The organism is Mesorhizobium sp. 01N446 (genome assembly GCF_056399285.1).
The window spans coordinates 241,231-268,186 of the sequence record NZ_JBFTRA010000007.1 but is presented as its reverse complement, the minus strand read 5'-3'; the positions used below and the strand labels follow the sequence as shown (position 1 = coordinate 268,186).

30 protein-coding genes are annotated in these 26,956 nt (G+C 64.2%); 13 read left to right on the top strand and 17 right to left on the bottom strand.

Translation table 11 applies throughout. The features are described from left to right. Nucleotides 1-3: 3 nt before the first annotated feature. Entirely contained in the window at nt 4-1,035 is a 1,032-nt protein-coding gene (locus tag AC1DPX_RS25085; RefSeq protein ID WP_477240013.1) for a DmpA family aminopeptidase, read from the top strand. 6 nt (nt 1,036-1,041) lie between these two features. Here AC1DPX_RS25085 and AC1DPX_RS25080 read toward each other — a convergent pair whose 3' ends face one another. The 4 genes from AC1DPX_RS25080 to AC1DPX_RS25065 all read right to left on the bottom strand — a co-directional run bounded on the left by AC1DPX_RS25080 (nt 1,042) and on the right by AC1DPX_RS25065 (nt 4,431). After that, nucleotides 1,042-1,599 (bottom strand): GNAT family N-acetyltransferase, encoded by a 558-nt coding sequence (locus tag AC1DPX_RS25080; RefSeq protein ID WP_477240012.1) that lies wholly within the window; start codon nt 1,597-1,599, stop codon nt 1,042-1,044. Between the two features lie 31 nt (nt 1,600-1,630). Beyond that, a complete protein-coding gene (locus AC1DPX_RS25075) occupies nt 1,631-2,341 on the bottom strand; it encodes a DNA helicase (RefSeq protein WP_477240011.1) in 711 nt (236 codons plus the stop codon). A gap of 263 nt (nt 2,342-2,604) precedes the next feature. Then, nucleotides 2,605-3,348: an SDR family oxidoreductase gene (locus AC1DPX_RS25070; RefSeq protein WP_477240010.1), complete on the bottom strand. Its 744-nt coding sequence runs from the start codon at nt 3,346-3,348 to the stop codon at nt 2,605-2,607. Between the two features lie 174 nt (nt 3,349-3,522). Next, the gene (locus AC1DPX_RS25065; protein WP_477240009.1) at nt 3,523-4,431 is read right to left on the bottom strand and encodes an AraC family transcriptional regulator; all 909 of its coding nucleotides are present in this window, start codon (nt 4,429-4,431) and stop codon (nt 3,523-3,525) included. A 276-nt stretch (nt 4,432-4,707) separates the two neighbouring features. On the opposite strand from AC1DPX_RS25065, the gene AC1DPX_RS25060 reads away from it, so the two are divergent. Continuing rightward, complete coding sequence (locus AC1DPX_RS25060) at nt 4,708-5,706, top strand: hypothetical protein (RefSeq protein ID WP_202358354.1); 999 nt, start codon at nt 4,708-4,710, stop codon at nt 5,704-5,706. A 50-nt stretch (nt 5,707-5,756) separates the two neighbouring features. On the opposite strand, the gene AC1DPX_RS25055 is transcribed toward AC1DPX_RS25060, so the two are convergent. After that, complete coding sequence (locus AC1DPX_RS25055; RefSeq protein ID WP_477240008.1) at nt 5,757-6,548, bottom strand: alpha/beta fold hydrolase; 792 nt, start codon at nt 6,546-6,548, stop codon at nt 5,757-5,759. A 100-nt stretch (nt 6,549-6,648) separates the two neighbouring features. Here AC1DPX_RS25055 and AC1DPX_RS25050 point away from each other — a divergent pair, with 100 nt between their 5' ends. Together AC1DPX_RS25050 and AC1DPX_RS25045 are read left to right on the top strand one after the other, a co-directional pair. After that, nucleotides 6,649-7,575, top strand: a complete 927-nt coding sequence (locus AC1DPX_RS25050) for a LysR family transcriptional regulator (RefSeq protein WP_202358352.1) — start codon at nt 6,649-6,651, stop codon at nt 7,573-7,575. Nucleotides 7,576-7,686: 111 nt separating this feature from the next. Next, a complete protein-coding gene (locus AC1DPX_RS25045) occupies nt 7,687-8,010 on the top strand; it encodes a hypothetical protein (RefSeq protein ID WP_477240007.1) in 324 nt (107 codons plus the stop codon). Here AC1DPX_RS25045 and AC1DPX_RS25040 read toward each other — a convergent pair. The 4 genes from AC1DPX_RS25040 to AC1DPX_RS25025 form a co-directional block, all read right to left on the bottom strand. Next, nucleotides 7,944-8,651, bottom strand: coding sequence for a GIN domain-containing protein (locus AC1DPX_RS25040; RefSeq protein WP_477240006.1), 708 nt, complete (start codon nt 8,649-8,651; stop codon nt 7,944-7,946). The genes AC1DPX_RS25045 and AC1DPX_RS25040 overlap by 67 nt on opposite strands. A gap of 48 nt (nt 8,652-8,699) precedes the next feature. Beyond that, nucleotides 8,700-9,266 (bottom strand): DUF1700 domain-containing protein, encoded by a 567-nt coding sequence (locus AC1DPX_RS25035; protein WP_477240005.1) that lies wholly within the window; start codon nt 9,264-9,266, stop codon nt 8,700-8,702. Further along, a complete protein-coding gene (locus tag AC1DPX_RS25030) occupies nt 9,263-9,589 on the bottom strand; it encodes a PadR family transcriptional regulator (RefSeq protein ID WP_123166970.1) in 327 nt (108 codons plus the stop codon). The genes AC1DPX_RS25035 and AC1DPX_RS25030 overlap by 4 nt, the downstream gene beginning before the upstream one ends. Nucleotides 9,590-9,820: 231 nt before the next feature. Then, entirely contained in the window at nt 9,821-10,270 is a 450-nt protein-coding gene (locus tag AC1DPX_RS25025; RefSeq protein ID WP_477240004.1) for a GatB/YqeY domain-containing protein, read from the bottom strand. Nucleotides 10,271-10,597: 327 nt separating this feature from the next. On the opposite strand from AC1DPX_RS25025, the gene carA reads away from it, so the two are divergent. The 3 genes from carA to AC1DPX_RS25010 all read left to right on the top strand — a co-directional run bounded on the left by carA (nt 10,598) and on the right by AC1DPX_RS25010 (nt 12,529). Then, nucleotides 10,598-11,815: a glutamine-hydrolyzing carbamoyl-phosphate synthase small subunit gene (gene carA / locus AC1DPX_RS25020; protein ID WP_202358348.1), complete on the top strand. Its 1,218-nt coding sequence runs from the start codon at nt 10,598-10,600 to the stop codon at nt 11,813-11,815. Nucleotides 11,816-11,882: 67 nt separating this feature from the next. Next, nucleotides 11,883-12,134 carry a type II toxin-antitoxin system RelE family toxin gene (locus AC1DPX_RS25015; protein WP_202358347.1) on the top strand — a complete coding sequence of 84 codons (252 nt, stop codon included), beginning with the start codon at nt 11,883-11,885 and terminating at the stop codon, nt 12,132-12,134. Between the two features lie 11 nt (nt 12,135-12,145). Continuing rightward, on the top strand, nt 12,146-12,529 hold the full coding sequence (locus tag AC1DPX_RS25010; protein ID WP_202358346.1) for a helix-turn-helix domain-containing protein: 384 nt from the start codon (nt 12,146-12,148) through the stop codon (nt 12,527-12,529). Between the two features lie 7 nt (nt 12,530-12,536). On the opposite strand, the gene AC1DPX_RS25005 is transcribed toward AC1DPX_RS25010, so the two are convergent. The 3 genes from AC1DPX_RS25005 to ypfJ all read right to left on the bottom strand — a co-directional run bounded on the left by AC1DPX_RS25005 (nt 12,537) and on the right by ypfJ (nt 15,796). Further along, nucleotides 12,537-13,457, bottom strand: a complete 921-nt coding sequence (locus tag AC1DPX_RS25005; protein WP_477240003.1) for an aldo/keto reductase — start codon at nt 13,455-13,457, stop codon at nt 12,537-12,539. Beyond that, entirely contained in the window at nt 13,454-14,719 is a 1,266-nt protein-coding gene (locus tag AC1DPX_RS25000) for a TCR/Tet family MFS transporter (protein WP_477240002.1), read from the bottom strand. The genes AC1DPX_RS25005 and AC1DPX_RS25000 overlap by 4 nt, the downstream gene beginning before the upstream one ends. A 156-nt stretch (nt 14,720-14,875) precedes the next feature. After that, a complete protein-coding gene (ypfJ, locus tag AC1DPX_RS24995) occupies nt 14,876-15,796 on the bottom strand; it encodes a KPN_02809 family neutral zinc metallopeptidase (RefSeq protein WP_477240001.1) in 921 nt (306 codons plus the stop codon). 195 nt (nt 15,797-15,991) lie between these two features. On the opposite strand from ypfJ, the gene AC1DPX_RS24990 reads away from it, so the two are divergent. Continuing rightward, the gene (locus AC1DPX_RS24990; RefSeq protein ID WP_477240000.1) at nt 15,992-18,076 is read left to right on the top strand and encodes a hypothetical protein; all 2,085 of its coding nucleotides are present in this window, start codon (nt 15,992-15,994) and stop codon (nt 18,074-18,076) included. A gap of 132 nt (nt 18,077-18,208) precedes the next feature. Here AC1DPX_RS24990 and AC1DPX_RS24985 read toward each other — a convergent pair whose 3' ends face one another. Both AC1DPX_RS24985 and mntR read right to left on the bottom strand, forming a co-directional pair. Continuing rightward, nucleotides 18,209-18,397, bottom strand: coding sequence for a hypothetical protein (locus AC1DPX_RS24985; protein ID WP_096449109.1), 189 nt, complete (start codon nt 18,395-18,397; stop codon nt 18,209-18,211). An 89-nt stretch (nt 18,398-18,486) separates the two neighbouring features. Beyond that, the gene (gene mntR, locus AC1DPX_RS24980; RefSeq protein ID WP_477239999.1) at nt 18,487-18,939 is read right to left on the bottom strand and encodes a manganese-binding transcriptional regulator MntR; all 453 of its coding nucleotides are present in this window, start codon (nt 18,937-18,939) and stop codon (nt 18,487-18,489) included. Nucleotides 18,940-19,171: 232 nt separating this feature from the next. Here mntR and AC1DPX_RS24975 point away from each other — a divergent pair, with 232 nt between their 5' ends. From AC1DPX_RS24975 to AC1DPX_RS24965, 3 genes are all read left to right on the top strand, one after another. Continuing rightward, entirely contained in the window at nt 19,172-20,536 is a 1,365-nt protein-coding gene (locus AC1DPX_RS24975) for an Nramp family divalent metal transporter (protein WP_477239998.1), read from the top strand. 54 nt (nt 20,537-20,590) lie between these two features. Continuing rightward, the gene (locus tag AC1DPX_RS24970) at nt 20,591-21,433 is read left to right on the top strand and encodes a protein-L-isoaspartate O-methyltransferase family protein (RefSeq protein WP_477239997.1); all 843 of its coding nucleotides are present in this window, start codon (nt 20,591-20,593) and stop codon (nt 21,431-21,433) included. Between the two features lie 117 nt (nt 21,434-21,550). Then, the gene (locus AC1DPX_RS24965) at nt 21,551-22,201 is read left to right on the top strand and encodes a dihydrofolate reductase family protein (RefSeq protein ID WP_477239996.1); all 651 of its coding nucleotides are present in this window, start codon (nt 21,551-21,553) and stop codon (nt 22,199-22,201) included. A gap of 67 nt (nt 22,202-22,268) precedes the next feature. Here AC1DPX_RS24965 and AC1DPX_RS24960 read toward each other — a convergent pair whose 3' ends face one another. Beyond that, complete coding sequence (locus AC1DPX_RS24960) at nt 22,269-23,138, bottom strand: LysR substrate-binding domain-containing protein (protein ID WP_477239995.1); 870 nt, start codon at nt 23,136-23,138, stop codon at nt 22,269-22,271. 95 nt (nt 23,139-23,233) lie between these two features. On the opposite strand from AC1DPX_RS24960, the gene AC1DPX_RS24955 reads away from it, so the two are divergent. Continuing rightward, complete coding sequence (locus AC1DPX_RS24955) at nt 23,234-23,833, top strand: LysE family translocator (RefSeq protein WP_477239994.1); 600 nt, start codon at nt 23,234-23,236, stop codon at nt 23,831-23,833. Nucleotides 23,834-24,100: 267 nt separating this feature from the next. On the opposite strand, the gene AC1DPX_RS24950 is transcribed toward AC1DPX_RS24955, so the two are convergent. Continuing rightward, complete coding sequence (locus AC1DPX_RS24950; protein ID WP_477239993.1) at nt 24,101-24,895, bottom strand: SDR family NAD(P)-dependent oxidoreductase; 795 nt, start codon at nt 24,893-24,895, stop codon at nt 24,101-24,103. 206 nt (nt 24,896-25,101) lie between these two features. Between AC1DPX_RS24950 and AC1DPX_RS24945 the strand changes: the two genes are divergently transcribed. Beyond that, a complete protein-coding gene (locus tag AC1DPX_RS24945; protein WP_477239992.1) occupies nt 25,102-25,557 on the top strand; it encodes a MarR family winged helix-turn-helix transcriptional regulator in 456 nt (151 codons plus the stop codon). 84 nt (nt 25,558-25,641) lie between these two features. Here the strand turns inward: AC1DPX_RS24945 and AC1DPX_RS24940 are convergent, their stop codons facing one another. Then, nucleotides 25,642-26,820 carry an MFS transporter gene (locus tag AC1DPX_RS24940; RefSeq protein WP_477239991.1) on the bottom strand — a complete coding sequence of 393 codons (1,179 nt, stop codon included), beginning with the start codon at nt 26,818-26,820 and terminating at the stop codon, nt 25,642-25,644. Nucleotides 26,821-26,956 lie beyond the last annotated feature (136 nt).

Genomic DNA, 26,956 nt, shown 5'->3' with positions numbered 1-26,956 from the left:
CGCATGTCCAGAACTGTCAGCGATTTCGGCCTGATCTGCGGCATCTTGCCGGCGGGCGCGCGCAATGCGATCACCGATGTGCCCGGTGTACGCGTCGGCCACTGCACGCTGCGCGACGGCGACACCAACACCGGCGTGACCGCGATCCTGCCGCATGGCGGAAATCTGTTCCGCAAGAAGGTGACGGCGGCAAGCCATGTCATCAACGGCTTCGGCAAGACCACCGGTCTGACGCAGGTGCAGGAACTCGGCACCATCGAAACGCCTGTTCTCCTGACCAACACGCTCGCGGTCGGCACCTGCGCCACGGCGCTGATCCGCGACGCCATCCGCCAGAATCCGGATATCGGCCGCACCACCGGAACCGTCAATCCGGTGGTCGGCGAATGCAATGACGGTCCGCTGAACGACATCCAGGCCCTGGCGATATCAGAGGAACACGCCTTTGCCGCGCTGGCGGACGCGCATGGGGGCGAGGTCGAACAAGGCAATGTCGGCGCCGGAACGGGAATGACCTGCTTCGGCTTCAAAGGCGGCATCGGCTCGGCATCCAGAAGAATCGCACTCGGCGGCGGCCATCACTTCGGCGTTCTCGTTCTGTCGAATTTCGGCAGGCCTGGCGACCTCGTTCTGCCAGATGGGCGCCGGCCGGACCCAGGACAGCCGGCCGGGGACGAGCGCGGCTCGGTCATGATCGTGCTGGCAACCGATGTGCCGCTCGAACACCGCCAGCTTGAGAGGGTGGCGCGCCGCGCCGGAGCCGGCATCGCCAGGCTCGGCTCCTTCTGGGGCCATGGCAGCGGTGACATCGCCATCGCCTTCAGCACCGGCAACCTGGTCGACCACGATGAAAGCCGCAATCTGGTGCCCCTGCTCGCGCTCAACGAAGCGCGCATCGACATGCTTTTTCGCGCGGCGGCGGAAGCGACGCACGAGGCGGTGTTGAACTCGATGCTATCCGCCGAGGCCTTCACCGGCAGGGCCGGCAAGCATCGCGCATCGCTGGCCGACTGGCTGCGCAAGCAGGAACGATGAGGCGGTCTACAGCTCGATCCGGAACCGCAAGCTCTCCACCCCGCCATAGGCGGCGTCCTCGAAGAAGCGCCCGACCAGCCTGCCGCCATTGGCCAGGATCACCTTGTGCGAGGCCGGATTGCCCGGCTTGGCGGTGATCTCGACGTGGGGCAGGCCAACCGCCCTCGCCTCGTCGAGCATCAGCCGCAGGGCTTGCGTGGCGTAGCCGCGCCGCCGCTTCCACGGCACCACCGCATAGCCGATGTGGCCAAGCACATGCGAAGGCAGGTCCGCCGTGCCCTTCTGCCAGCGAAAGCCGATCGAGCCGGACGCCTCGCCATCCCAGATCCAGCGGCGGAAGCCCGGCAGGCGCGGCACCTGTGTGCCGTCGGGCAAGGTGATCGGGCCGCCCTTGGCCTCGGGGTCGTCGAGGCCGGCCAGGAAGGCCACCGGATCCTGCTCTATCGCCGCCAGTTGCTCGCGCGTCGCCTCCAGGAGCCGCACATTGTCCGGCGACCAGCCGCGCTCGAGCGCCGCCTTGTAGGACGGCAGATGTTCAAGCGCGGGTTTGACGATCTCGACCATGATCCATGCATAGCCATGGCCGGGAAAACGCTCAAGCCGCCTGGAAGCGGATCTCGCCCTCGTTCAGGAAACAGGTCTTGTCGAACAGCGACAGATCGAGCGGGTTGGGCAACCTGATGTCGCTGATATCGGGAACCGGCTTTGTCGAGGGATCGTAGGATCGGTCGATCTGCGAGATGAAGACCAGGATCACGCCGCTGTCGCGCGCGAAAGCCTTCAGCGTGCGCACTTGCTCCATCAGGCTCGGATTTTCCCGCCTCTGATCGAGCAATTGCAGATAGTCGATGACCGCCAGCGTGCCGCGCGGCGCCGATCGCAAGATCCTGACGATATAGTCGGCGCTGATGGCATCGGAAGTGTCGAACTCGAACAGCCCGTTGAATCGGGCCGGCTCGACCCCGATGGCGCGAAACCGGTCCAGCACATCGCGTTGCGTATATTCCAGCGTGAAGAACACGCTGCGATGGCCTGACTTCATCGCTTCGACCGCCAGTTCGAGGCTCATCAGCGTCTTGCCGTGGCCTGGCCGCGCCCCGACCAGGACCAGATCGCCCGGCGCCAGTCGCGCGAACAACTTGCCCGCGGGCGCCGTCTCGGCGGCCTTGGCCGCCAGCAGGCTCCAGCTGGCAAAACCTTGCTGCGCTGCAATACGGTCAAGCGCCTGGTGGAGCGGGATTTTTGCCTCGCGCGACAACAGCCTAGCTTGACGTTTCAGATGATAGACGGGCGCAGGTAACCTCATAGCAAAACCTCCTGGTGCGAGCAGTTTTCGCAACCCCTCCTTATGCCTGATGCTCGAACAGTCGGTTCGGTGATGAGAGTGCCCGGCATGAACGAATGCTTTCCCGACGGAGGGAGGAGGCGTGGGCCACGCCAGAATCAGATCATAGCCCAATCCCGGCGGATCGAAAATCGCGGGTGCGCGGATGGCCGACGCAAACTGGCTCAGCCCCCCGAAACAGCAGGCCGAGGCCGACAAAGCATCCGAGGCGCGACTGGGAGACTTCAGCCAGCTTTTGCCAACGCGACCGCGTCCGGGCCAGCCGGAAAGCGGAGTTGGCCTGAAGTGTCGTGGACCGCGGCCCAGACAGCTTCGGCGACGTCGCTTTCCCTGGTGGTCAGCGCGGGCTGGGCGAAGGCCTCGAAGATCGGTGCAGCGAAATCGGCGTAGGCTTCCGGGATCATGTCTTCGATGCGCACTGCAGTGTTTTGTGTGAACCGCGTCGTTGGCGCGTATCCGGGCTCGACCAGCTTGGCACGGATCCCGAAATAGCCGAGCTCGTGCGCGAGCGATGCGGTGAAACCCTCGATGGCCTGCTTGCTGGCGGTGTAGGCCGCCGCCAGGGGCATCGGCGCCAGGGTGGCGCTGGAGGTGACGTTGATGATCGCCCCGGACCGACGCTCGCGCATCTGCGGGATCACGGCCTGCGCCATCGCCATTACGCCAAAGCTGTTGGTGTCGAAGACCTTGCGGATGTGCGACATCGTTGTCGCTTCAAAGGCGCCGACCACGCCGATGCCTGCATTGTTCACCAGAACATCGATCTGACCGGCGGCTTTGACCACCGCCGCGATGCTGGCCTCGCTGGTGACGTCCAGGGGCAGTATCCGCAGGCGCTCCGAGCGCGGCAGTATGTCCTGTCGCGGCGTCCGCATGGTGGCGATGACATTCCACCCGTTGGCGAGGAAATGGCGGGCCGTCTCCAGGCCATAGCCAGAAGAACAGCCAGTGATGAGGATCGTTTGCATGGTAAGCTCCGTTGATTTCGATAAACCCTCCGTAGGCTTGCCAACGCAGACGATCTATAATTGATAGTCCTAGTTTTATTTCCAACTGTCCAAAAAAATCGCTTAGGCCGAGCGAGAGCAGGTCGGAGCTGTCAACGGAAGCGTTTGAAGAGGCCTCGCCGCGAGGGACGAGCCTCAGCCGGTTACGCCGCCACCATTGCCGCGGGCGAACCTTCCCGGTGAGCAGCCAAGCCGCTTCCTGAAGGCCGTGCTGAAGGCGCTGGCGGACTCGTAGCCGATCTCATCAGCTATTTTGTCCAAGGTTTTCGAGCCGCGGATGAGAGCATCCTTGGCCAGCGCCATGCGCCAGCGAGCCAGATACTCGATCGGGCCGCAACCCAGCACGGCCACAAAGCGAGCCGCGAACGCCGACCGCGAGAGCCCGGCAACCTTGGCGAGTTCCGCGACCGTCCAGCCCGCCCGGACATCCTCGTGCATCGAGCGCAGCACGCGCGCGAGCACCGGGTCCCGCATCCCGCTGAGCAGGCCAGCCGCGCCGTGGGCGATGCCATGCCATCGCAGCGCTTCCACGAGCAGAACCTCGAGCAATCTCTGCAAAACCATTTCCTTGCCCGGATCTTCGTTCTCGCACTCTTCCATGATGAGCTCGATAACCTTGCCAAGCCTGCCGGAACGCCCCTGCGATCCCGGCACGTGGATGACGCTCGGAAGGAGCGCGACCAGGAGCGGGGCGTTGACCGGCTCGATCCGGAACGTACCGCCGAGCGCGACAAAGTCGGGCTCTCCATCTGGGTCGCCGTGCCGGATGGCAATGTCCATCGGCGCCCTGAGCTCACAGTCGATGCCCGGATGGCTGCTGAGGGAGAATGGCGGTGTGGAAGGCAAGAGGAGGAAGTCGCCTTTCTCGAACTTGACTGGATCCTTGCCCTCGAACGCGATCCAGCACGTCCCCTCCACGATTATGGTGAAGCCGGGTGCATCATAGGCGGCGTAACGCACGCCCCATCGACCGCGTCCCCTGATGGGCTTGGAGATCGCCGTGCTGGGTTGCAAAAGGAAGATGACGTCGCTGAGGGGATCCATTTTCAGACGGTCGATAAATATTTTGCAGGAATCGATTATAGAGCGTCCTTGTTCCCTATCCAAGCTTGTTGCACGGACGCGGCGAGGGGATTCAGGAAAGCTGGCCCGACATACTTCTCCGCTGGACTGATCGCAAAACGCCCCCGCCGCGACACGTTAAGCAACGCGACACGTTAAACAAGATGTGTCTCGCCGATCGGCGCACGGCCTTTTATGATCGGTTGCGGATATAACACCGCCAAAGATTCGCATGGCTTCGGCAGGAGAATTGAACCGGTGCGGTTGAGATTTGTCCCTCTGGGTATTGTCGTCACGTTCAGCCTTCTTGTCATCGCCATTGCGTTGACGGCGACGGTCCGGTCCTTCGCCGCCCCCTCGGCCATCCCGGCCTGGCTGCAGGCGCATGTCGGCGACAGTGACGGCCAGATCTCTCAGGTGGTGCTGGAGCGGGCGCGCGCGCTCTACCTGAAAAAAGTGGCGCAGGGCGCGGTCACGAACCCCTGTTACTTCGCCATGGATGCGACACGTCCCGGCGATCTCGGCAACGGCGTGCTCGGGCGCCGTTACTACGTCGTGTGCGAGGCCAGCCAGTCGTTTCGCGCCATCTCGTCGGGTCATGGCGGCGGAAGGAATCTCAAAGGCACGGTCGATTTTTCGAACGGCAGGCGGTGCTCCAAGAACTTCGGCAATGCCATGGATTCGGAACTGACCGCCGGCGGCGCCTATATGACCAGCGAGGCGAAAACCTCCTTCAAGGGCTTTTATCGCACCGGCGCAAAACAGGACGTGGCTTTCCAGCGCACCTTCATCCAGTTCGACGGCGAAGGCGAGGCCGCCAATGCCAGGCAGCGGGTGATCGGCGGCCATGCGGCGCAAGTGCTGCGCGGCATGTGCATGCGCAAGAGCCCCAACAGCTCCTATGCCGACCATGACGGCCTGGTGCCGTTCGGCAAGCTTGTGGACTATGCCGGCGGCCGCAGCAATGGCTGCACCAGTTGGTCACCGGCGGATGCCCAGCAGATCATCGCGATGGTCAAGGGCAACCCGACGACGCTCTACATCTATCCGGAATCGCGCGACATCGCCGCCGTCGCGCAAGCGGCGAAAGGTCATTCGCCCTCCGGTGAAGCGCCCTATTGGAACGCATCCTGCCTGAAGGAAATCGGCGCACCGAAATTCTGGCCGCGCAAAACCCTCGAGCCGATCATCGCCCAATACAAGCAGGACCACCCTGCACCGCCGCCGCAGCCCGTGCCGATGTGCAAGGGGCCGTGAGGTCTGCTCTACGTCGCGAGACAGCAGACCACACGGGAACAGACTCGCGGTCAGCGCAGGAAATCGAGCACCGCCTCCATGAACTCCGCCGGATACTCCACATTCGACAGGTGGACTGCCGGCAGCAGAACCAGCTTCGAGCCGGGCACGGCCGCCGCGATCAGTTCGCTGTGGCTGGCCGCCGTCACCGTGTCGTGCTCGCCGGCGATCACCAGCGTCGGCCGGTTGATCAGCGCGATAGTGCGCCGAAGGTCGGCATCGCGCACCGCCGCGAACAGACCGGCCAGACCTAACCGATCGATCGTCAACAGCATCGTGCGAAATTCAGCAATGACCGGTCCGTTGGCCGCCACCATGGTCGCGGGGAACCAATTGTTGAGGAACATTTCGGCGGTTTCCGACATATCCGGCGCCTGCCGCACATCAGCAATCCGCTCGTCGAAATAGCTTGCCGGCCCGAGATGGGATGAGGTGTTGCTCAGCACCAGCCGGTCGGTCCGCTCGGGCGCGTGGATGCCGAGCCATTGCCCGACGAAGCCACCGAGCGACAACCCCAGGAAATGCACGCGGCCGAGGCCGAGCGCATCGAGCAACTCGATCACGTCACGGCCAAGCCGGTCGAGCGAATAGGCGCCGACTGGTGCGCTTGACCCGCCATGGCCGCGAAAATCGTAGCGCAGGACGCGGAAATGCCTGGACAGTTCGCCGACCTGCCCGTCCCACATACGCAGCGTGGTGCCGATGGAGTTCGACAGCACCAGCACCGGCTTTGCGGCATCGCCGTCGAAGCGGTAGGCGATGCGCGTGCCGTCGCCGACAGTCACGAAATTCAGCTCACTCATGATGAAATTCCTTCTGGAAGGTTGAATGAGGCGGAACGTAGCCGCGACGAGCCTTTGCTGATATTACAAAGATAGGACAAACTCTGTAATCAGAGCTGACATGGCTGAATTCACCTTGCATGACCTGCAGTGCTTCGATGCGGTGATCCGCACCGGCGGCTTTCAGCCTGCGGCCACCCTGCTGCATCGCTCGCACCCGGCCGTGTTCGCCGCGGTCGCCAAGCTCGAACGGCAGATCGACCTCGTTCTGCTGGATCGCAGCGGCTATCGCGTGCGTGCGACCGAGGCAGGACTGTCGTTCCACCGCCGGGCGCAGTCGCTGCTGCGCGAACTGGAGGGCCTGCGGGTGCACGCCGCCCAGCTCTCGATGGGCGAGGAAAGCGAAATCCATGTCGTGATCGGCGATCTCTGCCCGCGGCCGCAAGTGCTGGGCATGCTCGGACGGTTCTTCGCCCAATGCCCGGGCACGCGCCTGCATCTGCATTTCGAAGCCGTCGGCGGTCCGTGGGAGCGGCTTTTCGATGACGAGGCCGACCTGATCCTGCACTGGATCGACAAGGGCGACGCGCGGGTGGAATGGATCGATCTGTGCAAGGTGCCATTCATTCCCGTGGTGGCGCCTGGCTTTCTGCCCGAGCGTGTCAAAGAACCGATCACACCCGATCAGATGCAGGCACTCACCCAATGCGTCATGCGCGACAGCGCCCGCCATTCGCCACAACAAAACTATTCGCTGATCGAAGGCGCGCCGCAATGCCTCGTGCCCGACCAGGGCATGAAGAAGGAGATCATCCTGCAGGGCCTTGGCTGGGGCCACCTGCCCCGCTTCCTGATCGAGGACGAACTATATGAGGGACGCCTGCGCTCCATCGCCGGCAGCCACATGCCCGGCCGCACAGACGAACTGGTGGTGGCGCGCCGCCGCGACCGGCCGCACGGGCCAGTCGCCAACCGGTTATGGGATCATGTCCAGCAGGAAGCGCCGGCCTTGCGCCGTGCATTGGAGCCCCGGAAACCTGGCTCGTAGGTCACCGACCATCCCTGCAACCACCGCCCGATCGCCCGTCCTTCCAGCGCCTGGACCTGCTCGTGCTCGGCCAGCCAAGGTGCCATCCGCAGGGATGACGACGCCAATTTCATGGCGCTGGTGCTGCTCGGCATATACGACCAGGCGATGCTCTCGACGCTCTCGGTAGGCTCCTCCAGCGCCGACGAGATCAGGCACATCATCCGCATTGTCGTCGAAGGGATAGGTGAGCGCGCTCTGGACCGGACCGACAAGCCCTCTAACTCTTTGTCTTTGCCGCAATTCCAGACGGAAAACCGCTCACACTTTTCCTGGAATTGCTCTAAAGCCTGTCGCAATCCAGCCTTTGGACGATTGCAGGCCGCCGGCTACGGCACCTGCGTGATGCTGCCGCTGCCTCTGACCTGCGACCGCCGCATGGTCGGGTGCCCATAGAGATCGACGTCACCGCTGCCGGTAATCGAGACATCCGCATCCGACTGTGCGGTAATCTCCGCGTCGCCGCTGCCGCGGATCTCGACCTGCGCGGATTGGGCGATCAGGTCTTTGAGCCGCCCCGAACCCGAACCGGAGATTTCCAGATCGACCGTTTGGGTGGTTCCGGTGGCGACCACGCTGCCGCTGCCGCGAATGCTCAGCCGCAGCTCGGGCTGCTTGACCTGCGACAGGGCCAGCTCGCCACTGCCGACCAGTCTCCAGTCCGAAATCGACGGCCCCGACACGGTGACGTCGAACCGGGGCGAAAACCAGCCCGTCTCGCAATCCAGGCTGAGCTGGCTGCCCTCCATGCGCAGATGATCGATGAGCGTGGAATCGCCGCTGACGACAGCTTCGGCCTTGTCACCCGGCTGGTAGCGGACCGAGGCCGGCAAAGCGATKGTGAAGCTGCCATTGGCGCTGAACGGCAGCGTAACTTCCTTTCTGACGGACGTGATCGCGCCGCAGGTCAATTGGCCGGCGATCCACGAGCCTCCCGCGTTGACCCAATCCGGCCCTGCAAGTCCGATGCCCACGGCCAAAAACAGGGCAGCGCCAACCAACCCGGCTGTCGCGACGAATGCCAGTTTTCCAGTCATGATCCGTTTCCTTCAACGTGATGACAAATTGCAAGCGCTTGGCAGCGCTCAAACGGAGCTGCGGTCGGCTTGCGCGATGCGGGAATGCAGTCGGGCGTAGCGCCCGACAACCCGGACGCCCGCGCCCATGGCCAGCAACAACAAGGCGCCGCCGCCAAGGAAGCCGCTCACCAACCCTGCGCCGATGAAGAGACGACCCAGCGCGAGCGAGAAGGCAGTGCCGGGTTCGAACAGCAGCGTGCTGAGAATGATCTTGATGCCGAGCACGCCGATGGCGACGAGCGTGATGCCAAGCCCGAGCGCAAGCACGACCGCGGTGATGAGCAGCGGCAGCAGGAAGACGATGTCGACGAAGGCAAGGCCGGCCAGGGCGATCGTCGCCGCCAGCATGTTCGACACGCTCCAATGCGCTTCGAAACGGCGCAGGCCCGCCTCGGCACGCAACTCGCGGGCGATCCTGGTTGGATCACCCAGGGCCGCCGCRACCTCCGCTTCGCCGCGGCCCGAGGCATCGGCGAAATGGGCGGCATAGTCGCCAACGATATCCTCGATCTCCCGCGGCGGCAGGCCGGCAAGTCCCTGTCTCAGCGTGCGCAAGAAGGCGTCTCTGGTCATGGCAAATCCTCGAGAAGTTTGTCGACGGCCCCGGCGAAGGATCGCCAGTCGCGGCGGTGAGCTTCGAAAGCCTGCTGGCCGAGCGGCGTGAGCCGGTAATATTTGCGCGGCGGCCCGCTGCTCGACTCGACGAGGCGGGTGGCGACCAGCCCGTCATTCTGCATCCGGCGCATCAGGGGATAGATCGTGCCCTCCCCCATGTTCACCGCGGCGACCAGCGTGCTGGCGATTTCATAGCCATAGCTCTCACCCCGCGAAAGCACGGCCAGGACGCACAGATCAAGCGCGCCTTTTCGCAACTGGACGAGGATGGAGTCGGTCATGGCAGGCCTCGAATTCCAGACCTGTATATAGCACGCTACCTGTTTATGCAAGGTAGTGCGTGAACGCCCATTGGATCCTGCTACCCCTGCATAGGGCCGCGAGATCCAAAGTCACGATTTGGACAGTCCATGTCGCGCCACCAGCACGGCCGGACAGCGCAGATTTCGGCCTGCTGACCCTTACCGGGCCAGGTTACCGCCATTGATGAAAAGGGGCTGCGCCGGCGACGCCTACTGCAGCAGGCCCTTGACGATACCGCTTGCCTTGCCGAAATCCATCTGGCCCGCATATTTCTGTTTCAGCGCGGCGATCACCTTGCCCATGTCCTTCTGGCTGGCCGCGCCGGTCTCGGCAATCGCTTCGCGCGCTGCCGCGGCGATCGCCGCATCGTCGAGTTGCGTCGGCAGGAAGCCGCGGATGATCTCCATCTCGCCGCGCTCCTGCGCCGCCAGTTCCGGGCGCTTGCCGTCGTCGAACGCCTTGGCCGATTCCTCGCGCTGTTTCACCATCTTGGCCAGGATCTGCAGGATCTCCTCGTCGCTGGCAGGGTCCTTGCCCGAGCCGCGATTGGCGATATCCCGGTCGTGGATGGCGGCCTGGATCAGCCGCAATGTCGGCAGCCGGTGCTTGTCCTGCGCCTTCATCGCGCTTTTCAGGGATTCGGCGATTTTTGCGCGCATCGTGCTTGTCTCCTTCGAACGGCGCGGACCATAACCTTGCCGTGAGCACAAGGCAAATCTCGGATGAGCCGGCAAGCCACTGATATTGTTGGGCGAAATAAATCGATGCCGGTCCCTGGCTGTATCATTGACCGTTCTGGCACCTTCCCCTATGTACTCGGCCTTGCATAAGACAATAAGTTCATGCTGCCCAAGGTGCCTAGCGGCTTTGGGGCAACAGCATGAACAAGACAGAAAATTTGCGCGCAGGCTCGAGAAATCGCTGCCGCGCCGTTTGCTGCGCGGATGGTCAGCCATCGAAGCGCGCAGCCTGATAGGAGTGCCGCCATGGCCGAGATGACGCCCGCGCTGACCCCACCTTGGGCCACCGAAAAGCCGACCGCCCTGCTGGTGCTGGCCGACGGCACCGTCATCGAGGGTCGTGGCCTCGGCGCCACCGGCTCCGCCGTCGCAGAAGTCTGCTTCAACACCGCGCTCACCGGCTACCAGGAGATCCTCACCGACCCGTCCTATGCCGGCCAGATCGTCACCTTCACCTTTCCGCATATCGGCAATATCGGCACCAATGGCGAGGACATCGAGGACTTGAACCCGGCGGCCCGCGCCGGCGCTGTCGGCGCCGTGTTCAAGGCCGATGTCACCAACCCGTCCAACTATCGCGCCGCCGGCCATCTCGACGAGTGGCTGAAGAAGCGCGGCATCGTCGCGCTCTCGGGCATCGACACCCGTGCGCTGACCGCGCTGATCCGCGAAAAGGGCATGCCCAACGCCGTCATCGCGCATGCGCCCGACGGTGTCTTCGACCTCGACGATCTGAAGCAGCGCGCCGCCGCCTGGTCCGGCCTGATCGGGCTCGACCTCGCCAAGGAAGTCACCTCGGGCCAGTCCTCGGTCTGGCGCGAGACGCCCTGGGTGTGGAACGAAGGCTTTGGCGAACAGGCCGAGCCGTCGCTGCATGTCGTGGCCATCGACTACGGCGTCAAGCGCAACATCTTGCGCCTGCTTGCCGGCCTCGGCGCCAAGGTCACCGTCGTTCCGGCCAGCACCGGTTCGGAAGAGATCCTCGCCATGCAGCCCGATGGCATCTTCCTCTCCAACGGCCCCGGCGACCCGGAAGCCACCGGCGACTATGCCGTGCCGGTCATCCAGGACCTGCTGAAGACCGACATTCCGGTGTTCGGCATCTGCCTCGGCCACCAGATGCTGGCGCTGGCGCTCGGCGGCAGGACCGCCAAGATGCACCAGGGCCATCACGGCGCCAACCATCCGGTCAAGGACCACACGACAGGCAAGGTCGAGATCGTCTCGATGAACCACGGCTTTGCCGTCGACGCCGACTCGCTGCCCGAGGGCGTCGAGGAAACCCATGTCTCGCTGTTCGACGGCTCGAACTGCGGCATCGCACTCACTGGCCGTCCGGTGTTCTCGGTCCAGCACCACCCAGAGGCCTCCCCGGGCCCGCAGGATTCGCACTATCTGTTCCGCCGCTTCGTCAACCTGATCCGCGAAAAACGCGGCGAGGAATTGCTGGCAGAACGGGCTTGAACAGCAAGATCGGCGATCTGCGATAATATCGTTTAACACCAAGCGATAAAAATGCGATATTGTGATCGTGAAGACGATCATCCTTTCGGTATCGGCGGCTCGCGATCTTGACAACCTGCCGGCTGATATCCGCGAGCAGATCTCCGAAGGTTTGATCGCTTACGCAATCAGCGGCCGTGGGGATGTAAAGCGTCTTTCCGGCAGAAACGGTTACAGGCTGCGGATCGGCCGCTACCGCGCCATATTCGATGAAGATCGCACCACCATCCTTGCGATCTACATCGGCAAGCGTGAGACGACGACTTACAGTCGGCCATAGGACAGAGCATCATGAACGCCCCGCAAATCATCAAGACCTCAACCGGCGAAGAACTGGTCGTCATCCCGAAGGCTGATTACGAGGCATTGCTGCATGCCGCCGAAGAAGCCCTCGAAGACGCTGCGGATGTAGCGATCTACGACGAACGGAAGGCCGAGTTGAAAACGGAAAAGAAACTGCCCGCCGACGTGACCATGGATATTTTGCGGGGCTCCAGCCGGCTCAAGGCGCTGCGCAACTGGCGCAAGCTGACACAGGCCGAATTGGCAAGGGCGATTGGTGTCAGCCAGGGTTTCCTGTCGGACCTTGAATCCAATCGCCGCAAGCCATCTGCGCAAACCAGCGCGATGCTGGCGAAGGCGTTGGATGTCCCCAGCGAGTGGATCGAATCCTAACCCTGACCTAAGCCACCGGCCGCCCCTCGCTCGCCTCCAGGATCGCGAACCATTGCTGCCGGTCGAGGCTGATCTCCAGCGCCTTGACCATGGCGGCCAGCCGTTCCGGCTTCATCGACCCCAGCACCGGCACCAGCCGGGCCGGATGGCGCAGCAGCCAGGCAATGGCAACGGCCGCGAGATCGCCTGCGCCGATTTCGGCGGCCACCGCCGCGAGTGCAGCCCGCACCCGTGCTTCCCGGCTTTCCTTGCCGGTGAACAGCGAGCCGCCACCGAGCGGTGACCAGATCATCGGCGCGTAGGCCAGGCGCTGCGCGTGGTCCAGACTGCCGTCAGTCAGCGCGGACGTCTTCAGCACTGACATCTCGATCTGGTTGGTGGCGAGCGCGAAGGGCAGCCGCGAGGCCAGGAGATCAAATTGCGACGGCGTGAAATTGGAAACGCCGACCGCCCTCACCTTGCCCGCCTTGACCAGTCCGGCCAGTGCCGCCGCCGTCTCGTCGGCATCCATCAACGGATCCGGCCGGTGCAGCAGCAACAGGTCGAGATAATCGGTGCCGAGATTGCCGAGCGAACGGTCGACCGACGCGCTTATGTGGGCGGCGCTGGTGTCATAGTGCTTCAGCCGGTTCTGCGGCCGGTTGGCCGAGGCCAGCATGATGTCGCATTTCGAGATCAGCTCGATCTCCTCGCGCTTGCCTCGCCAGCGCGACAGCCCGGCGCCGAAGGCCGCCTCCACCTCGTAATTCCCATAGATGTCGGCATGGTCGAAACTGGTCAGGCCGAGGTCGACGGCGGTGCCAATCAGCCGCGCGACCTGATCGGCATCGGGGCGGACGCCGCCGTCTAGCAGGCGCCAGGCGCCGAAGACCAGTCGCGACAGCGACACCCCGTCCCTGGTCAGCGCAATGCGGCTGTCATGACTCATGCCTGCGCCCCATCTTCCGCGACGCTCGTTGTGGCGTTTGTGGCCGTCGCCGGTCTCGCCACCTTGGTGACGAAGACGATGAGCGCCAGCAGCAGGAAACACGCACCGACCAGATAGGGCGCGCCGCCGAAGGTTACTGGCGCGTTTGGCCCGGTGAACCAGGAAAAGATCGCCGTGTAGAGCAGCGGCGTGATGATCGAGGTGATCGAGAAGATCGAGGTCATCGCGCCCTGCAATTCGCCTTGTGCGGAAGGCGGCACCTTGGCGGCGGCGAGGCTTCTCAGCGGCGGGTCGGCCAGCGCTTCCAGGCAGCCGACGACGATCACCGCATAGATCATCCATCCCTGCGAGGCGAAGGCATAGCCGAAGGCGCTGACCGCCGTGAAGGTCAGGCCGATGACCGCCGTCTTCCATTCGCCGAGCCTGGGGATCACGCGCGGCAGCACGGTAGCCATGACGATCGCGCCGCACAGGCCGAAGGCGCCCAGCGAAAAACCGATCTGCTGCTGGCTCCAGCCATAGCGGTAGTTGGAAACGAACGACCAGACCGCCGGATACATCATATGGCCGAGCGTCATCAGGAAGAAGACCAGCCCAATCCAGCCAATGCCCTGATACTGACGCATCTGCAGGAGCGTGCCGACCGGGTTGGCGCGTTTCCACTCGAAGCGGCGGCGATGCTTTTCATCGAGTGTTTCAGGCAGGAAGACCATCGCGATCAGAAAATTCACGAAGGCGAGCCCGGCGGCGAAATAGAACGGCACGCGCGGTCCGAACGTGCCGAGCAATCCGCCCAGCACCGGCCCGATGACGAAGCCGACGCCGAAGGCGATGCCGAGCAGRCCGAAATTCTTCGCCCGGTTCTCGTCGTTCGAGATGTCGGCGATGAAGGCCGATGTCGTCGAATAGCTGGCGCCGGAAATGCCGGCCAGAACGCGGCCGATGAACAGCATCGGATAGGACCATGCGACCGCGCAGATCAGATTGTCGATCGAGAAAGTCAGCACCGAGGCGAGCAGGATCGGCCGCCGCCCGAAGCGGTCGCTCAACCCGCCCATGATCGGCGCGAAGAAAAATTGCATGGCTGCATAGACGAAGAACAGCCAACCGCCTTCGATCGCCGCGGCGCTGATGCTGACACCGGACAATTCCTGCAAATAGGCCGGCAGCACTGGCATGATGATGCCGAAGCCTATGATATCGAGCAGCAGCGTGGTGAAAACCAGCGCAAGGCCCCGCCGGGCGGTTTTGGGGTCGATCATGATGGGTCAAGCTCCTCCGTCCGCGCTGAGGCGCAAGCGGACGCACCTTATAGGCGAGCCCGCGAAAAGGAACAATGCGAGAACAGGCAGGAATGCTTGATCCTGACACTCCCTGACGGCGTCTTCGCCATCAGGGCATTGCGCTAAGACGAGCGCTTAAAGCGGGCCGCTCAGCGTGTTGCAGTCCGAAAGCTTGCCGCTCTTGTAGCCGCGCGCCAGCCAGGTCTGCCGCTGCTGTGAAGTGCCGTGGTTGAAGCTTTCYGGCACGACATAGCCCTGCGTCTTCTTCTGCAGCGTGTCGTCGCCGATCTGCTTGGCGGCGTTCAGCGCGCTTTCGATGTCGCCCTGTTCCAATATGCCCTTCTGCGCGGTGTAGTGCGCCCACACGCCGGCGAAACAGTCGGCCTGCAGCTCGATGCGCACCGACATCTGGTTGGCCTCGGCCTCGCCCATGCCTTGCCGCATCTGGTTGAACTTGGACATGATGCCGGTGAGGTTCTGCACGTGATGGCCGACCTCATGCGCGATGACATAGGCCCGCGCGAACTCACCCGAGGCGCCGAACTGCTGGTCGAGCTGCTGGAAGAATGTCATGTCGAGATAGACCTTGTGATCGCCCGGACAATAGAACGGTCCGGCCGCCGCCGAGGCAAAGCCGCAAGCCGAACGGACCTGGCCGGAAAACAGCACCAGCTTGGGATCCTCATAGGTCAGGCCTTGCGACTTGAAGATGCCGGTCCAGGTGTCTTCGGTCTCTGCCAGCACGGTCGCGACGAACTGCTTCATCTCGTCATTGGCGGGTGCCGTGCCACTGTCCTGGCCGCCGCCGCTGTCGGTGATCTGGCCGCCGCCGCCCGGCAGCAGGCCGCCATCGCCACCGCCCAGGATCGCCGAGGGATCGAAGCCGAAGTACCATCCGGCGATCACCACCAGGATGACGAGGAGGATGCTGCCGCCACCACCGGTCCGGCCGCCGATAGGGATCTGGAAGCCGCCACCGCCACCAATCCCGCCGCCGCCGCTGTCGCTGCGGTCGTCCTCGATATTGTCACTCTGACGACGGCCTCTCCAGAGCATGGCAACTCCTCGCGCTGCAAACTTTCCCGTTGCTCCGGCAAGCCGGCCCAATCCAACAAACAATTAGCCCAATGGTTGCGTCAAGTCACAGCATTTTTCGGCGGCCAAGGCGGTGCCGGCATGGCGGCTCCACCACTCTGGCAGCAGCCAGGGAACGCCTGTAGCATTGCCGCAAACAGAGGGGGTATGCGGGACTTGAAGACAATCGGTGAATACCTCTCGCTGCTTGCGGCGCTGCTTTGCCTTGGCCTTGGGTCGGCAGGCGCGGTGACGCTCGATTCCAGCGTTGCCGTCACCGACCCGGCAACCTTGCAGGCGCTGGAGCGCGGCGGCCTGTCGATCAGCCGCCTGCTCGGACCGGCACTCGGCCTCACCCGCGACGTCGACAATCACGGCCTGTTTTCCGTGCCGGCGCTGGCCACGGTGCGCGACACGGTCAAGCAGGAGATATCGGACGAGCCGAAGGCCAGCCCAGACCCCTACGTCGCCGCCATGGCCAGGTCGAACGACACCAGCCAGAAATTCAATCCCAAATATATCGACGACGACGGCTCGACGCTCGACCTTACCGGCGTCGTCAACCGCATGGATCGCGGCTATCTCGGCCACACCGAATGCGGCGAGATCAGGCTGATCTACCGCTTCCACTATTCGGTCGCCGAAAAGCCGGCCAAGGGCAAGCCAATCGGGGGGAAGACTGGGCAGCGCATCTCGTCACGCCTGCCGCTGACCATGAGCCTGGTGTTCAACGCCAAGCCCGTGCGGGCGCGGGCGCGTGCCTCAAAAGATCTGCCTGCTACCACCGACGTGTCCTGCGCCGACGTCGCCCAGCGCTGGCTTGCCGCCGGCCAGAAAGACCTGCCGCCCGAACAGTTGGCCGCCTGGCTGCGTTCCGACGAAGGGCCGCTCGCCGGCGCCATGCTCAATTCCTCGCAGATCATGCGGCTCGAACTCAACATGCAGGTGCTCAGGCTCTCGGCCTCGACGCGGCGCGATTTCGGTGGCCATGCCGAATACCTTCTGAAAATCTTCAAATGGAATCCGGCGACCTCGAGCTTCTATGAATCGAGGATGGAGAACCAGATTGACCGGGCAACGGTGCTGGCCGACGTCAAGTCCTTCGCCAAATGGCTGCTCACCGACCGCAACATCTACGATCTCGACCATGGCCGGCTGGTCATCGACGAGAAGTTCCTGGCCAAGAGCGCCGTCTCTGTAGCACCCGGCGGCCTGAGCCGCTCGCAGAACAACATCGCCTATGGGCTGATCGACGACGGCGATATCGACAAGGCGTTGAAGGATTACGTCGCCAGGGGCAATACGCTCGCCACCATCAAGTCGGTGGCCGGCTTCAATTTGCGGCTGAACGAGATGAGCTGCACCGGCTGCCATCAGACACACGGCATCGCCGGCTTCCACTACACCGGCGCCGACCCGGCCAGCGAACCGCGCCGCAACGCCGTCTTCGTGCCGGGCTCGGCGGTGTTCTTCGCCGACCTGCCGCGCCGCCGCGCCATCGTCGAGCAGTTCGCCGCCGGCGGCCATCCGGATTTCACCAGAGGTTTCGCCGCCCGCCCGGACCAGAAATACGCCGAGGCGCTGAACGGCACCGACCTCTACAATGGCTGGGGCTCGATCTGCTATCGCGGCGAGGACGCAAGCTTCAAGGACTGGACCTGCGGCTCTGGCCTGCGCTGCGCCGGCGTCCACGAAAGCGCCATCCATCCTGGCTTCGGCACCTGCGTCAGCGAGAAGGGCACCGCGGTCGGCGACCCCGTCGAGTTCGGCGAGATCAAGATGTCGACATGGGGCAACGACCAGTATTGCCGCCTGTCGCCTGCCACCGCCAAGGCTTGCGCCATCGACCCCGCGCGTGACAAGAAGCCGGTGGTCAAGATCGCCGGCTATGGCGCGGCGCGCCAGCGCTACGACAACCCCGAGCAGAAGACCGGCGGCTTTCCCGGCGGCATGCTGCGCAAGGCGACCTGCGACAAGCTTCCCGAGGAGGCTACATGCGGCCGCCTGGCCAAGACCGGCTTCAACGACTGCGTCGCATCCGGCAAGGACCACAAATTCTGCACTAGGGAATTCACCAAGACCGCCGGCCTGCGCGCATGCGACAAGGCGCATCCCTGCCGCGAGGACTATATCTGCACCGCGGGATACGATGATTTACCCCAGGCTAAGCCTGGTGAGGGCACCTGCATCCCGCCCTATTTCATCTTCCAGTTCCGCGTCGACGGCCACCCCAAGAGCTGGGTGCAGGATGTCAGGGAGTGAGAGAGCGGTTTGCCGCAGGCAAATTGAAAGGTCCGGTAGACCTTTCAAAGGGCTCGAACACCCGGGACGCATAGCAGAGGCAACCGGTCGCTGAACAGACAGCTTCCGCCTGCCGGCGACGTCGGCGCGGCCTCAGCTTTTCTGCTTGGCGCCGGCGCTCTTGCCGTCGGAGCTTTTCGAACGCTCCTCGAAACGCGCGGCGCCCTTTTCCAGCGGGCGGCCGGTCTCGGCCTCGGTCTTGCGCTCGTCCTTCGCCGCCGCCTGCTTCAATCCCTTGGCGGCCTGCTTGCCTTTCGCGGTCGGTGCCTGTTCGACGCCCATTGCTTCCTCCTTTGGCGCGACATCGCGCCATGGAGCAACGTGCGTAAGGTGCCGCGGTTCCGGCGAAATCTCTGAGAACGGCTGAATGCTCAGCGCGGCGGCGTCATCGCCTTGCGAAAGGCTTCCAGAGTCTCGGCGCTGACATGGTGCTCGATGCCCTCGGCATCGATGCGCGCGGTCTCGGCGCTGACGCCGAGCGAGCGCAGGAAGGCTTCCACCGTCTGATGGCGGATGCGGCTTTCCTCCGCCACCTTGCGGCCGGCCTCGGTCAGGAACACACCGCGATAGGGTTTTCTCGAGACCAGCCCGTCGGCGCAGAGCCTGGTCAGCATCTTGGCCACTGTCGGCTGCGCGACGCCGAGCCGTGCGGCGATGTCGACCTGGCGCGCCTCGTTGCCGTCCTCGATCAGATCGGCGATCAGCTCGACATAGTCCTCGACCAGCGCGCTGCGGCGCGCCTGGCGCTGCTGCCGGAACCCTTCCGAATGGACATCGGCGTCGGGCAATGGCTCACGCGGAACCGGTCTGTTCTTCAGCGCCAATGCGCGCTCCTCCTCGGGAGTTAGGCCGTCGGCGCTTTTATAGCACGGGCTCTGATTCTTCAGGCCGTTTATTTGCATTCCCCCACAGGCGCAACCGGCGTTTCGGATCGCCGCTACGCAAATCTGGCCGAGCGCCGACAAAAAGCACAAACAATGAAATATAGCCTATTGCATAATGTTGAGCCATGGCATAGGTTGCGGATATCCTCCCGGAAGTCTCGGAAAGCCTTTCATGTCAGACGCAGAAGCCACAGCCACTCGATCCTCATGGCGGTTCGCCGGACGGGACGAGGACGACCAGCCGAGCCTGAGCGAGGTCAATTCCACCATCGCCGTGCCGAGCTCGGGCGTCTGGTTCCGTCGGCTGTTCGCCTTCATGGGTCCGGGCTACATGGTTTCGGTCGGCTATATGGACCCCGGCAACTGGGCCACCGACCTCGCCGGTGGCGCCCAGTTCGGCTACACGCTTTTGTTCATCATCATGCTCTCCAACCTGATGGCGATCCTTTTGCAGGCGCTGGCCGCCCGGCTTGGCATCGCCACGGGCCGCGACCTCGCGCAGGCCTGCCGCGCCTACTATCCCCGCCCCGTCAATTTCGTGCTGTGGGTCGCCTGCGAACTCGCCATCATCGCCTGTGACCTCGCCGAAGTCATCGGCACGGCGATCGCGTTGCAGCTTCTGTTCGGCATTCCGCTGATCGGCGGCGCCATGCTCACCGCACTCGACGCCTTCCTCGTGCTGCTGTTGATGAACAAGGGCTTCCGCTATCTCGAAGCCTTCGTCATTGCGCTTTTGATCATCATCTTCGGCTGCTTTGCCATCCAGATCTTCGTCGCCGCCCCGCCGGCCGGCACGATCCTGCACGCCATGTTCGTGCCGTCGTCCGAGATCGTCACCAACCCGGCAATGCTCTACATCGCCATCGGCATCATCGGCGCCACGGTCATGCCGCACAATCTCTACCTGCATTCCTCGATCGTGCAGACCCGCGCCTATGAGCGCACCGAAAACGGCAAGCGCGACGCGATCAAATGGGCAACGACGGACTCCACCATCGCCCTGATGCTGGCGCTGTTCGTCAACGCCGCCATCCTGATCGTCTCGGCGGTCGCCTTCCACAACACCGGCCATCAGGATGTCGCAGAAATCGGCCAAGCCTTCGAACTCCTGTCGCCGCTGCTGGGCCTAAGCATTGCCTCGATCCTGTTCGCCGTGGCGCTGCTGGCGTCGGGCCTCAACTCGACAGTGACGGCGACGCTTGCCGGCCAGATCGTCATGGAAGGCTTCCTGCGGCTGCGCATCCCCAACTGGGCACGGCGGCTTTTGACGCGCGGCCTCGCCATCATCCCGGTTGTGATCGTCACAGCGCTCTATGGCGAGAAGGGCACCGGCCAGCTGCTGGTGTTCAGCCAGGTCATCCTGTCGATGCAGCTGCCCTTCGCGGTGGTGCCGCTGGTGCAGTTCGTGTCCGACAAGAAGAAGATGGGCAACCTCGCCATTCCGCGCGGTGTCGCGGCCCTTGCCTGGGTGGTCGCGGCGATCATCCTCGTGCTCAATTTCAAGCTGCTCTACGACACGCTGTTCGGGGTTGGCTGAGTCCGGCGCGAAGCCGGAGACAAACCGCAAAATCGCGCTATCTTTCCCGGTGTCATGAGCAACATTGAAGACATCAGGAAATTCTACGCCCGGCTGATGGCGGCCAATGCCGCCTCATCGGATCCACGCCTGGAGGAGGTGTTCGCCGAGGTTCCGCGCGAGGCCTTTCTCGGGGCCGGACCGTGGACGATCATCGCCGGCAGCGGCAAGGTCACCACGCCGAGCGCCGACCCCGCGCATATCTACCAGAACGTGCTGGTGGCGCTCGACGCCGACAAGGGCATCAACAATGGCGAGCCGTTCCTGCACGCCATGTGGATCGGAAGGCTGGCGCCGAAACCCGGCGAGGCCGTCACGCATATCGGCGCCGGCACCGGCTATTACTCCGCGGTGCTGGCCAGGCTGGTTTCACCCGGCGGCAGCGTGACTGCCTTCGAGCTCGACGCCAGGCTGGCCGAGTTGGCGCGCAAAAATCTCGAAGGCTACCGCAATGCGACCGTCATCCATGGCGACGCGGTGACCACGCCCCTGCCGCCATCCGACATCATCTATGTCAACGCCGGCGTCGTCGCGCCGCCGGCCGGATGGCTGAAGGCGCTGCGCCCCGGCGGCCGCATGATCTTCCCCTGGCGCCCGTCCGAACGCGTGCCGCTGGCGGTAATGGTGATCCGCACCGAAAAGGGCTTTGCCTGCGATCCCTTCATGCGCTCCTGGTTCATCCCTTGTTTCGGTGCCTCGATTGCGGATCTTGCGGCAAAAATCCCGACACGCGAGCAAGCCATGCGCAGCCGCTCGATCTGGCTGACGAACGACAAGGCGCCGGACCGCACCGCCACGGCCATCTTCGGCGATGTCTGGTTCTCGACGAAGGACGTCCGCGCCAAACCCGGCCACTGACGCGTCGATGCGAGGATTTGGCCAGAATTTCTCAGACCCTGTCGGGATGGGTGCGAGCCAGCCGTCCTTGGGCCATGATCCGGCCGCGACGGCGTGGATGGAACAAGGGAGAGTAGAATGAGAAAGATCATCGCCGCCACTTTCGTCAGCCTCGACGGCGTCATGCAGGCCCCCGGCGGACCCGACGAGGATCCGGTCGGCGGCTTCAAGTTCGGCGGCTGGACCTTCCATTACTTTGACGAGGTGGGCGGCGCGGCGATGGAGGAACTCTTCGCCAAGCCCTTCGCCCTGCTGCTCGGCCGCAGAACCTACGATATCTTCACCGCGTACTGGCCGTATCAGAAAGATCCGATCGCCGATGCCTTCAACCCCGCGACCAAATATGTGGCGACGCATCGGCCTGACACACTCACCTGGCAGAACACGCAATGGCTCGGGGAGGATATCGTCGCGGCGCTGCGCCGCCTCAAGCAGGAAGATGGACCCGACCTGCTCATCCAGGGATCGGGAGACCTGATCCAGACATTGCTCGCAAACGGGCTGATCGACGAGATCCGGCTGATGATCTTCCCGCTGTTGCTGGGCAAGGGCAAGCGCCTGTTCGGCGAACACGCGATGCCKGCCGCCTTCAGGCTTGTGACGTCGCAGACGTCCAGCACCGGCGTCATCATCGCGAGCTACGAACGATCAGGCGAAATCGAGGTTGGCTCGTTCGTCACGGGCGAGCCGTCCGACGCCGAACTCGAGCGGCGCAGGAACTGGAAGTAAGATCATCGATACGTGGCGCCAAGCTGGAGCACCCCTTATCCGAGGGGTGCTCAGCGGAGCGAGGCGTTCAAGCCGCCACCGGCCGTCGCGCCAGCCCGTCGCGTATATGCCGCGCGAACTCCTGCGCCGCCGGCACGACGCCATGCCGCGGCAGGTGCAGATTGATGGCGAAATTCGGCAGCGGCGGCAGGCCGACATCGAACGGCAGGATATCGAGATCGGCCGGCACGGTGGAGGCCAGCCAGGTGGTGACGGCAAGGTCGGAGCGCACCGTCGCGGTCGTCGCATCGATGTTGCCGTTCTCGAACACGGTGCGCCATTCCAGCCCATGCTCGTTGAGTGCCGACAGCACCACCGTGCGGAAAGCACAGGTGTCGGCGACGATCGACACCGGCAGCGGCCGCTTGGCACGGGCGACGCCGCCTCTGGCGCCGACCCAGACCAGCCGGTCGATGACCAGGCATTCGCCTGATGTCGGACCCACCCGCTCCTCGATCACAGCAAGGTCGATGGTCCCGGCCGCCAGTGCCGAGGCCAGTTCCGGCGATGACGCGCAGACCAGCGAGATTTCGACCTGCGGATAGGTCTCGGCATAAGCCTTCAGCACCGGCGCCAGCAGCGTGCCGACGAGATCATAGGGCACGCCGAGCCGCACCTGGCCAGCAACCGCGCTGCCCGCCATCTCGGCCCAGATCTCGTCATTGAGGCTGAGCAGGCGTTTGGCCTTGTCGAACAGCCGCTCGCCGGACCGCGTCAGGCGCAGGCCGCGCCGGTGACGCTCGAACAGGCTGCAGCCGAGCACCTCCTCCAGCCTTTTGACCTGCTGGCTGACGGCACCTTGCGTCAGATGCAGCGCATTGGCCGCTGCCGTCATGCTGGCCTTGTCGGCGACGGTGACGAAGGTGCGCATCAGCGCCGTATCGAGGTTGCGGATCATCTCTGCATTATAAATGCTAATGCCTGATATCGCAAACATTGCATTTACTGATACAAGCACAGGCCTACCATGGAGCTTCCGACAAAGGACGTCCCATGCTTCAGCCAATCCTGCCGCTCATCCTGTTTGCCTTCGTGGCCACCGCCACGCCGGGCATCGCCACGACCTTGTCGACCGCCTCGGGCGCGCAGTTCGGCTTTCGCCGTTCGGTGCCGCTGATGATCGGCAGCGCCGCCGGCCTTGCTACGGTGACGGGGGCCGCGGCCGCCGGGCTCGCCGGCCTGCTGCTTGCAGTGCCGTCGCTGCAGCTGGCGATGAAGGTGGTCGGCTCGCTCTATCTCCTGTGGCTGGCGCTCAAGATCGGCCGCGCCGGCCCGCCCAATCTCGACGTGACCATGGCCAGGCCGAACAGTTTTCTTGGCGGCGCCGGTATCCAATGGATGAACCCCAAGGGTTGGGCGATGGGGCTGGGCGCGGCGGCCTCTTTTGCCGCACTGGCCGACGGGCCGGGACAGCTCGCCTTGCTGCTCGGCTCGACCTTCGGCCTCGCCGCCGCCATCTCCCTATCTGTGTGGTGCCTGGCCGGCATGGTGCTGGCCCGGCTGCTCAAGACCGAATGGCAATGGCGCGCGCTCAACATCGTGCTGGCGCTGGTGCTGGCCGCGTCGATCATTCCGATGTGGCGATCGGCTTAGAGGCTCGTACCCGGTTCCTCGCCCCCGCCAGAGAGGCGAGAGGACCCCAAGCCCTGCCAGGTCAGCGCCAGTACCCCCACCCGGACCTGCGGTCCGACCTCCCCACAAGGAGGAGGTAGGGAGCGCGGCTTTTTGCGGCGTTTCCATAAGAGCACTGTCGCCTGGGCGGACAAAGCGCTTCCTCACCCTCCCCCTTGTGGGGAGGGTCGACCCGCATAGCGGGTCGGGGTGGGGGTGCTGGTTCGCAAGCGAACCAGCCCTTGGCCCTCAAGCCGCGTAACGCGCTGCCGGCTTGTTGGCGTGCAGGCTGCCGTAGAAGGCCTGGCGGGCGCCGAGGAACGTGTCCAGCTTGCCGGCATCGGCAAGCGCGGGCACGGTGACGGCTTCGCCCCTGGCAAGGCCGACAAGCGCGGCATCGACCATATCGTCGGCGGTCATGACGATCTCCTTCGGGAGCTGGTCAATATCGCTGCCGGCCAATTCCCAGAAATCGGTCCGGGTCGCGCCCGGCAGCACCACCTGCACCTTCACATTGGTGCCCGCGACCTCGCGCTGCAGGGCCTCGGTAAAGTTGACGACATAGGCCTTGGTGCCGCTGTAGATACCGCCGAACGAAGTCTCATAGGCAAGCACCGAGGCGATGTTGACAATGGCGCCGCGGTTGCGCGCCAGAAGACCCGGCAGCACAGCGCGGGTCAGGCGGGTCAAGGCGATGACATTGACCTTGATCATGCGTTCGGCCGCGTCGGCGTCGGCCGTTGCCACCACCTGCTGGCCGCCGAGGCCGGCATTGTTGACCAGAAGCGTCACGCTCTCGTCGGCCGATATCAGCCGCTCGACGCGGCGCACATCGTCGTCATCCGACAGATCAGCTGTGATGAAGCTGACCTTGCGATCGTAGGCATAGCGCAGCTTCTCGGCCAGTTCCTCTAGCCGGTCGGCGCGGCGCGCCACCAGAACGAGGTCATAGCCCTGCCCCGCCAGCCGGTCCGCATAGACCGCGCCGATGCCCGACGACGCTCCGGTGACGACCGCGGTGCCCTTGTTTTCCTGTCCAGTCATTGTCCTGTTCCTTCTGTCTCTGTTTCGACCTGGCCGCCGACGCCGCGGGCATCCGCCTCGGCTCGCCGGCACGCCGCCTAATTGATTTAGTGGCATATACCACTTTCAACGAAGTAGGCATATGCCACTATCTTGTCAATGAGCACATCCAGGATTATTTGTCAGGCAGCAGCCGGACATCGTGTCCGCTCCGCTAAGGATCCATCATGTCGAAAGACACCCTGCCCGGCCTGACAGCCTGCAACTACGCCATGCTGCGGCGCGCGACGCGCAAGCTCGGCCAGTTCTATGACGATGTGCAGGCGCCGTCGGGCCTCAAGGCCACGCAGCAAGGCCTGCTCTACCAGATCCACATCGGCGACGAACCCGCCATGGGCGCCATCGCCGCTGCCCTGGTCATGGACCTGTCGGCGCTCGGCCATACGCTGAAGCCGCTGATCCGTGATGGCTATGTCGAGACCTTCGCCGATCCGGACGACCGCCGCATCAAGCGGGTGCGGCTGACCGCGCAGGGCCTGGTCAAACTCGATGAGGCGATGAAGCTGTGGCAGGTCGCCCAGCAGCGCTTCGAGGATGTGGTGGGCAAGGAGAAGGCGGAACGCCTGCGCGCGGTGCTGGATGACATCGCTGCGCTGGATTTCGACCTGCCGCCGGCTGCCTGAGCAATTCCAGGAAAAGTGTGAAACGGTTTTCCGTCCGGAATTGCGTCAAAATGAATTGCCAGCCGGCGACGGCTTTCGAAGAGACTATTCAGCCGGCATCGCCACTGGCCGTGCCGCCCAGCGGCCGGCCAGCACGATGCCCAGCCCGACGATCGGGAAGGCCGCGGCGACCAGGCCGAGATCGGCCGGCGCGCCGTAGCGCAGCACGCCACCGCCGACCACCGCGCCCAGCGCCACGCCGAGATAGAGCGCCGAACCGTTGAGCGACAGCACGATCGGGGCGGCATCGGGCGCCAGCTTGATGATGCGGCTGGCCTGCGCCGGCGGGAACGCCCAGCCGACGATGCCCCACGGCACCATCATCGCCATCAGCGCCGGACCGGCAATGTGCTGCGGCAGGAAGGCCGGCACGACCGACAGCATCACCAGCATGGCGGCGCTCAGCGTCAACGACCAGCCGACGGTGCGGGTGGCGCCGAACCGGTCGGCCGCCTGGCCGCCGGCAATATTGCCGATGACAGCTCCGACGCCGAAGGCGAGCAGCATGCCGGGCAGTGCGATCTGGCTGAGCCCTGCGCCCTCGATGGCGAGCGGCGCGACATAGGCAAAGACGGTGAAGGCGCCGGTCAGCGCCAGCAATGTCGTCACCAGGATCGGCATCACGCCGGGACGCATGGCCGCTGCAAGCCGGCGCTTCAGTGGCAGCCTGGTGCCGACGATGCCGCGCGGCAGCCGGTACCACAGGATGGCGCCGGCGAGCGCGCCGAGCCCGGCAATGGCATAGAAGGTGCCGCGCCAGCCGGCGATCGTCGCCACCAGCGCGCCAAGCGGCGCACCGACGGCGACCGCCACCGTGGTGCCGCCCACGACCACGGCAATGGCGCGTGCCCGGTGGTGGTCATCGACCAGCGCCACCGCCGTTCCTTGCGCGGTCGCGGCGAACAGGCCCGACGACAGCGCCATGATGATGCGCGCGATCAAAAGCACTTCGAAGGAGGAGCTCAAGGCGGCGGCGATGTTGCCGATGACGAAGAACACCAGCGTCCACAGGATGACGCGGCGCCGGTCCCATTCGCCGGTCAGCGTCGCCAGGATCGGCGTGCCGATCGCATAGGCCAGCGCGAAGGCAGTGATCAGTGATCCGGCGAGCGGAATGGAAATGCCGGCATCCCTGGCGATGTCGGGCAGAAGGCTGGAAATGACGAAGCCTTCGGTCGAGATCGCAAACGATCCGAGCGCAAGCCAGAAGATCCGCTTATCCATGACAGATGTCCTTAGTTCAAAAGTTATTGAACAATTGGACATAACAGAGCATGATGTCAATGAAGCCAGGGCAAAATAGCTGAACCATGCTGACAGCCCTGTGTCAGGACGGTCGTTCGTCGCGGATCGAAATGGG

What these genes read in the sequence shown, in the direction of transcription:
- AC1DPX_RS25085 (WP_477240013.1), top strand. Translation starts at nt 4, where the DNA reads ATGTCCAGAACTGTCAGCGATTTCGGCCTGATCTGCGGCATCTTGCCG.
- AC1DPX_RS25080 (WP_477240012.1), bottom strand. Translation starts at nt 1,599, where the DNA reads ATGGTCGAGATCGTCAAACCCGCGCTTGAACATCTGCCGTCCTACAAG.
- AC1DPX_RS25075 (WP_477240011.1), bottom strand. Translation starts at nt 2,341, where the DNA reads ATGAGGTTACCTGCGCCCGTCTATCATCTGAAACGTCAAGCTAGGCTG.
- AC1DPX_RS25070 (WP_477240010.1), bottom strand. Translation starts at nt 3,348, where the DNA reads ATGCAAACGATCCTCATCACTGGCTGTTCTTCTGGCTATGGCCTGGAG.
- AC1DPX_RS25065 (WP_477240009.1), bottom strand. Translation starts at nt 4,431, where the DNA reads ATGGATCCCCTCAGCGACGTCATCTTCCTTTTGCAACCCAGCACGGCG.
- AC1DPX_RS25055 (WP_477240008.1), bottom strand. Translation starts at nt 6,548, where the DNA reads ATGAGTGAGCTGAATTTCGTGACTGTCGGCGACGGCACGCGCATCGCC.
- AC1DPX_RS25050 (WP_202358352.1), top strand. Translation starts at nt 6,649, where the DNA reads ATGGCTGAATTCACCTTGCATGACCTGCAGTGCTTCGATGCGGTGATC.
- AC1DPX_RS25045 (WP_477240007.1), top strand. Translation starts at nt 7,687, where the DNA reads ATGGCGCTGGTGCTGCTCGGCATATACGACCAGGCGATGCTCTCGACG.
- AC1DPX_RS25030 (WP_123166970.1), bottom strand. Translation starts at nt 9,589, where the DNA reads ATGACCGACTCCATCCTCGTCCAGTTGCGAAAAGGCGCGCTTGATCTG.
- AC1DPX_RS25025 (WP_477240004.1), bottom strand. Translation starts at nt 10,270, where the DNA reads ATGCGCGCAAAAATCGCCGAATCCCTGAAAAGCGCGATGAAGGCGCAG.
- carA (WP_202358348.1), top strand. Translation starts at nt 10,598, where the DNA reads ATGGCCGAGATGACGCCCGCGCTGACCCCACCTTGGGCCACCGAAAAG.
- AC1DPX_RS25010 (WP_202358346.1), top strand. Translation starts at nt 12,146, where the DNA reads ATGAACGCCCCGCAAATCATCAAGACCTCAACCGGCGAAGAACTGGTC.
- AC1DPX_RS25005 (WP_477240003.1), bottom strand. Translation starts at nt 13,457, where the DNA reads ATGAGTCATGACAGCCGCATTGCGCTGACCAGGGACGGGGTGTCGCTG.
- AC1DPX_RS24985 (WP_096449109.1), bottom strand. Translation starts at nt 18,397, where the DNA reads ATGGGCGTCGAACAGGCACCGACCGCGAAAGGCAAGCAGGCCGCCAAG.
- AC1DPX_RS24975 (WP_477239998.1), top strand. Translation starts at nt 19,172, where the DNA reads ATGTCAGACGCAGAAGCCACAGCCACTCGATCCTCATGGCGGTTCGCC.
- AC1DPX_RS24970 (WP_477239997.1), top strand. Translation starts at nt 20,591, where the DNA reads ATGAGCAACATTGAAGACATCAGGAAATTCTACGCCCGGCTGATGGCG.
- AC1DPX_RS24960 (WP_477239995.1), bottom strand. Translation starts at nt 23,138, where the DNA reads ATGATCCGCAACCTCGATACGGCGCTGATGCGCACCTTCGTCACCGTC.
- AC1DPX_RS24955 (WP_477239994.1), top strand. Translation starts at nt 23,234, where the DNA reads ATGCTTCAGCCAATCCTGCCGCTCATCCTGTTTGCCTTCGTGGCCACC.
- AC1DPX_RS24950 (WP_477239993.1), bottom strand. Translation starts at nt 24,895, where the DNA reads ATGACTGGACAGGAAAACAAGGGCACCGCGGTCGTCACCGGAGCGTCG.
- AC1DPX_RS24945 (WP_477239992.1), top strand. Translation starts at nt 25,102, where the DNA reads ATGTCGAAAGACACCCTGCCCGGCCTGACAGCCTGCAACTACGCCATG.
- AC1DPX_RS24940 (WP_477239991.1), bottom strand. Translation starts at nt 26,820, where the DNA reads ATGGATAAGCGGATCTTCTGGCTTGCGCTCGGATCGTTTGCGATCTCG.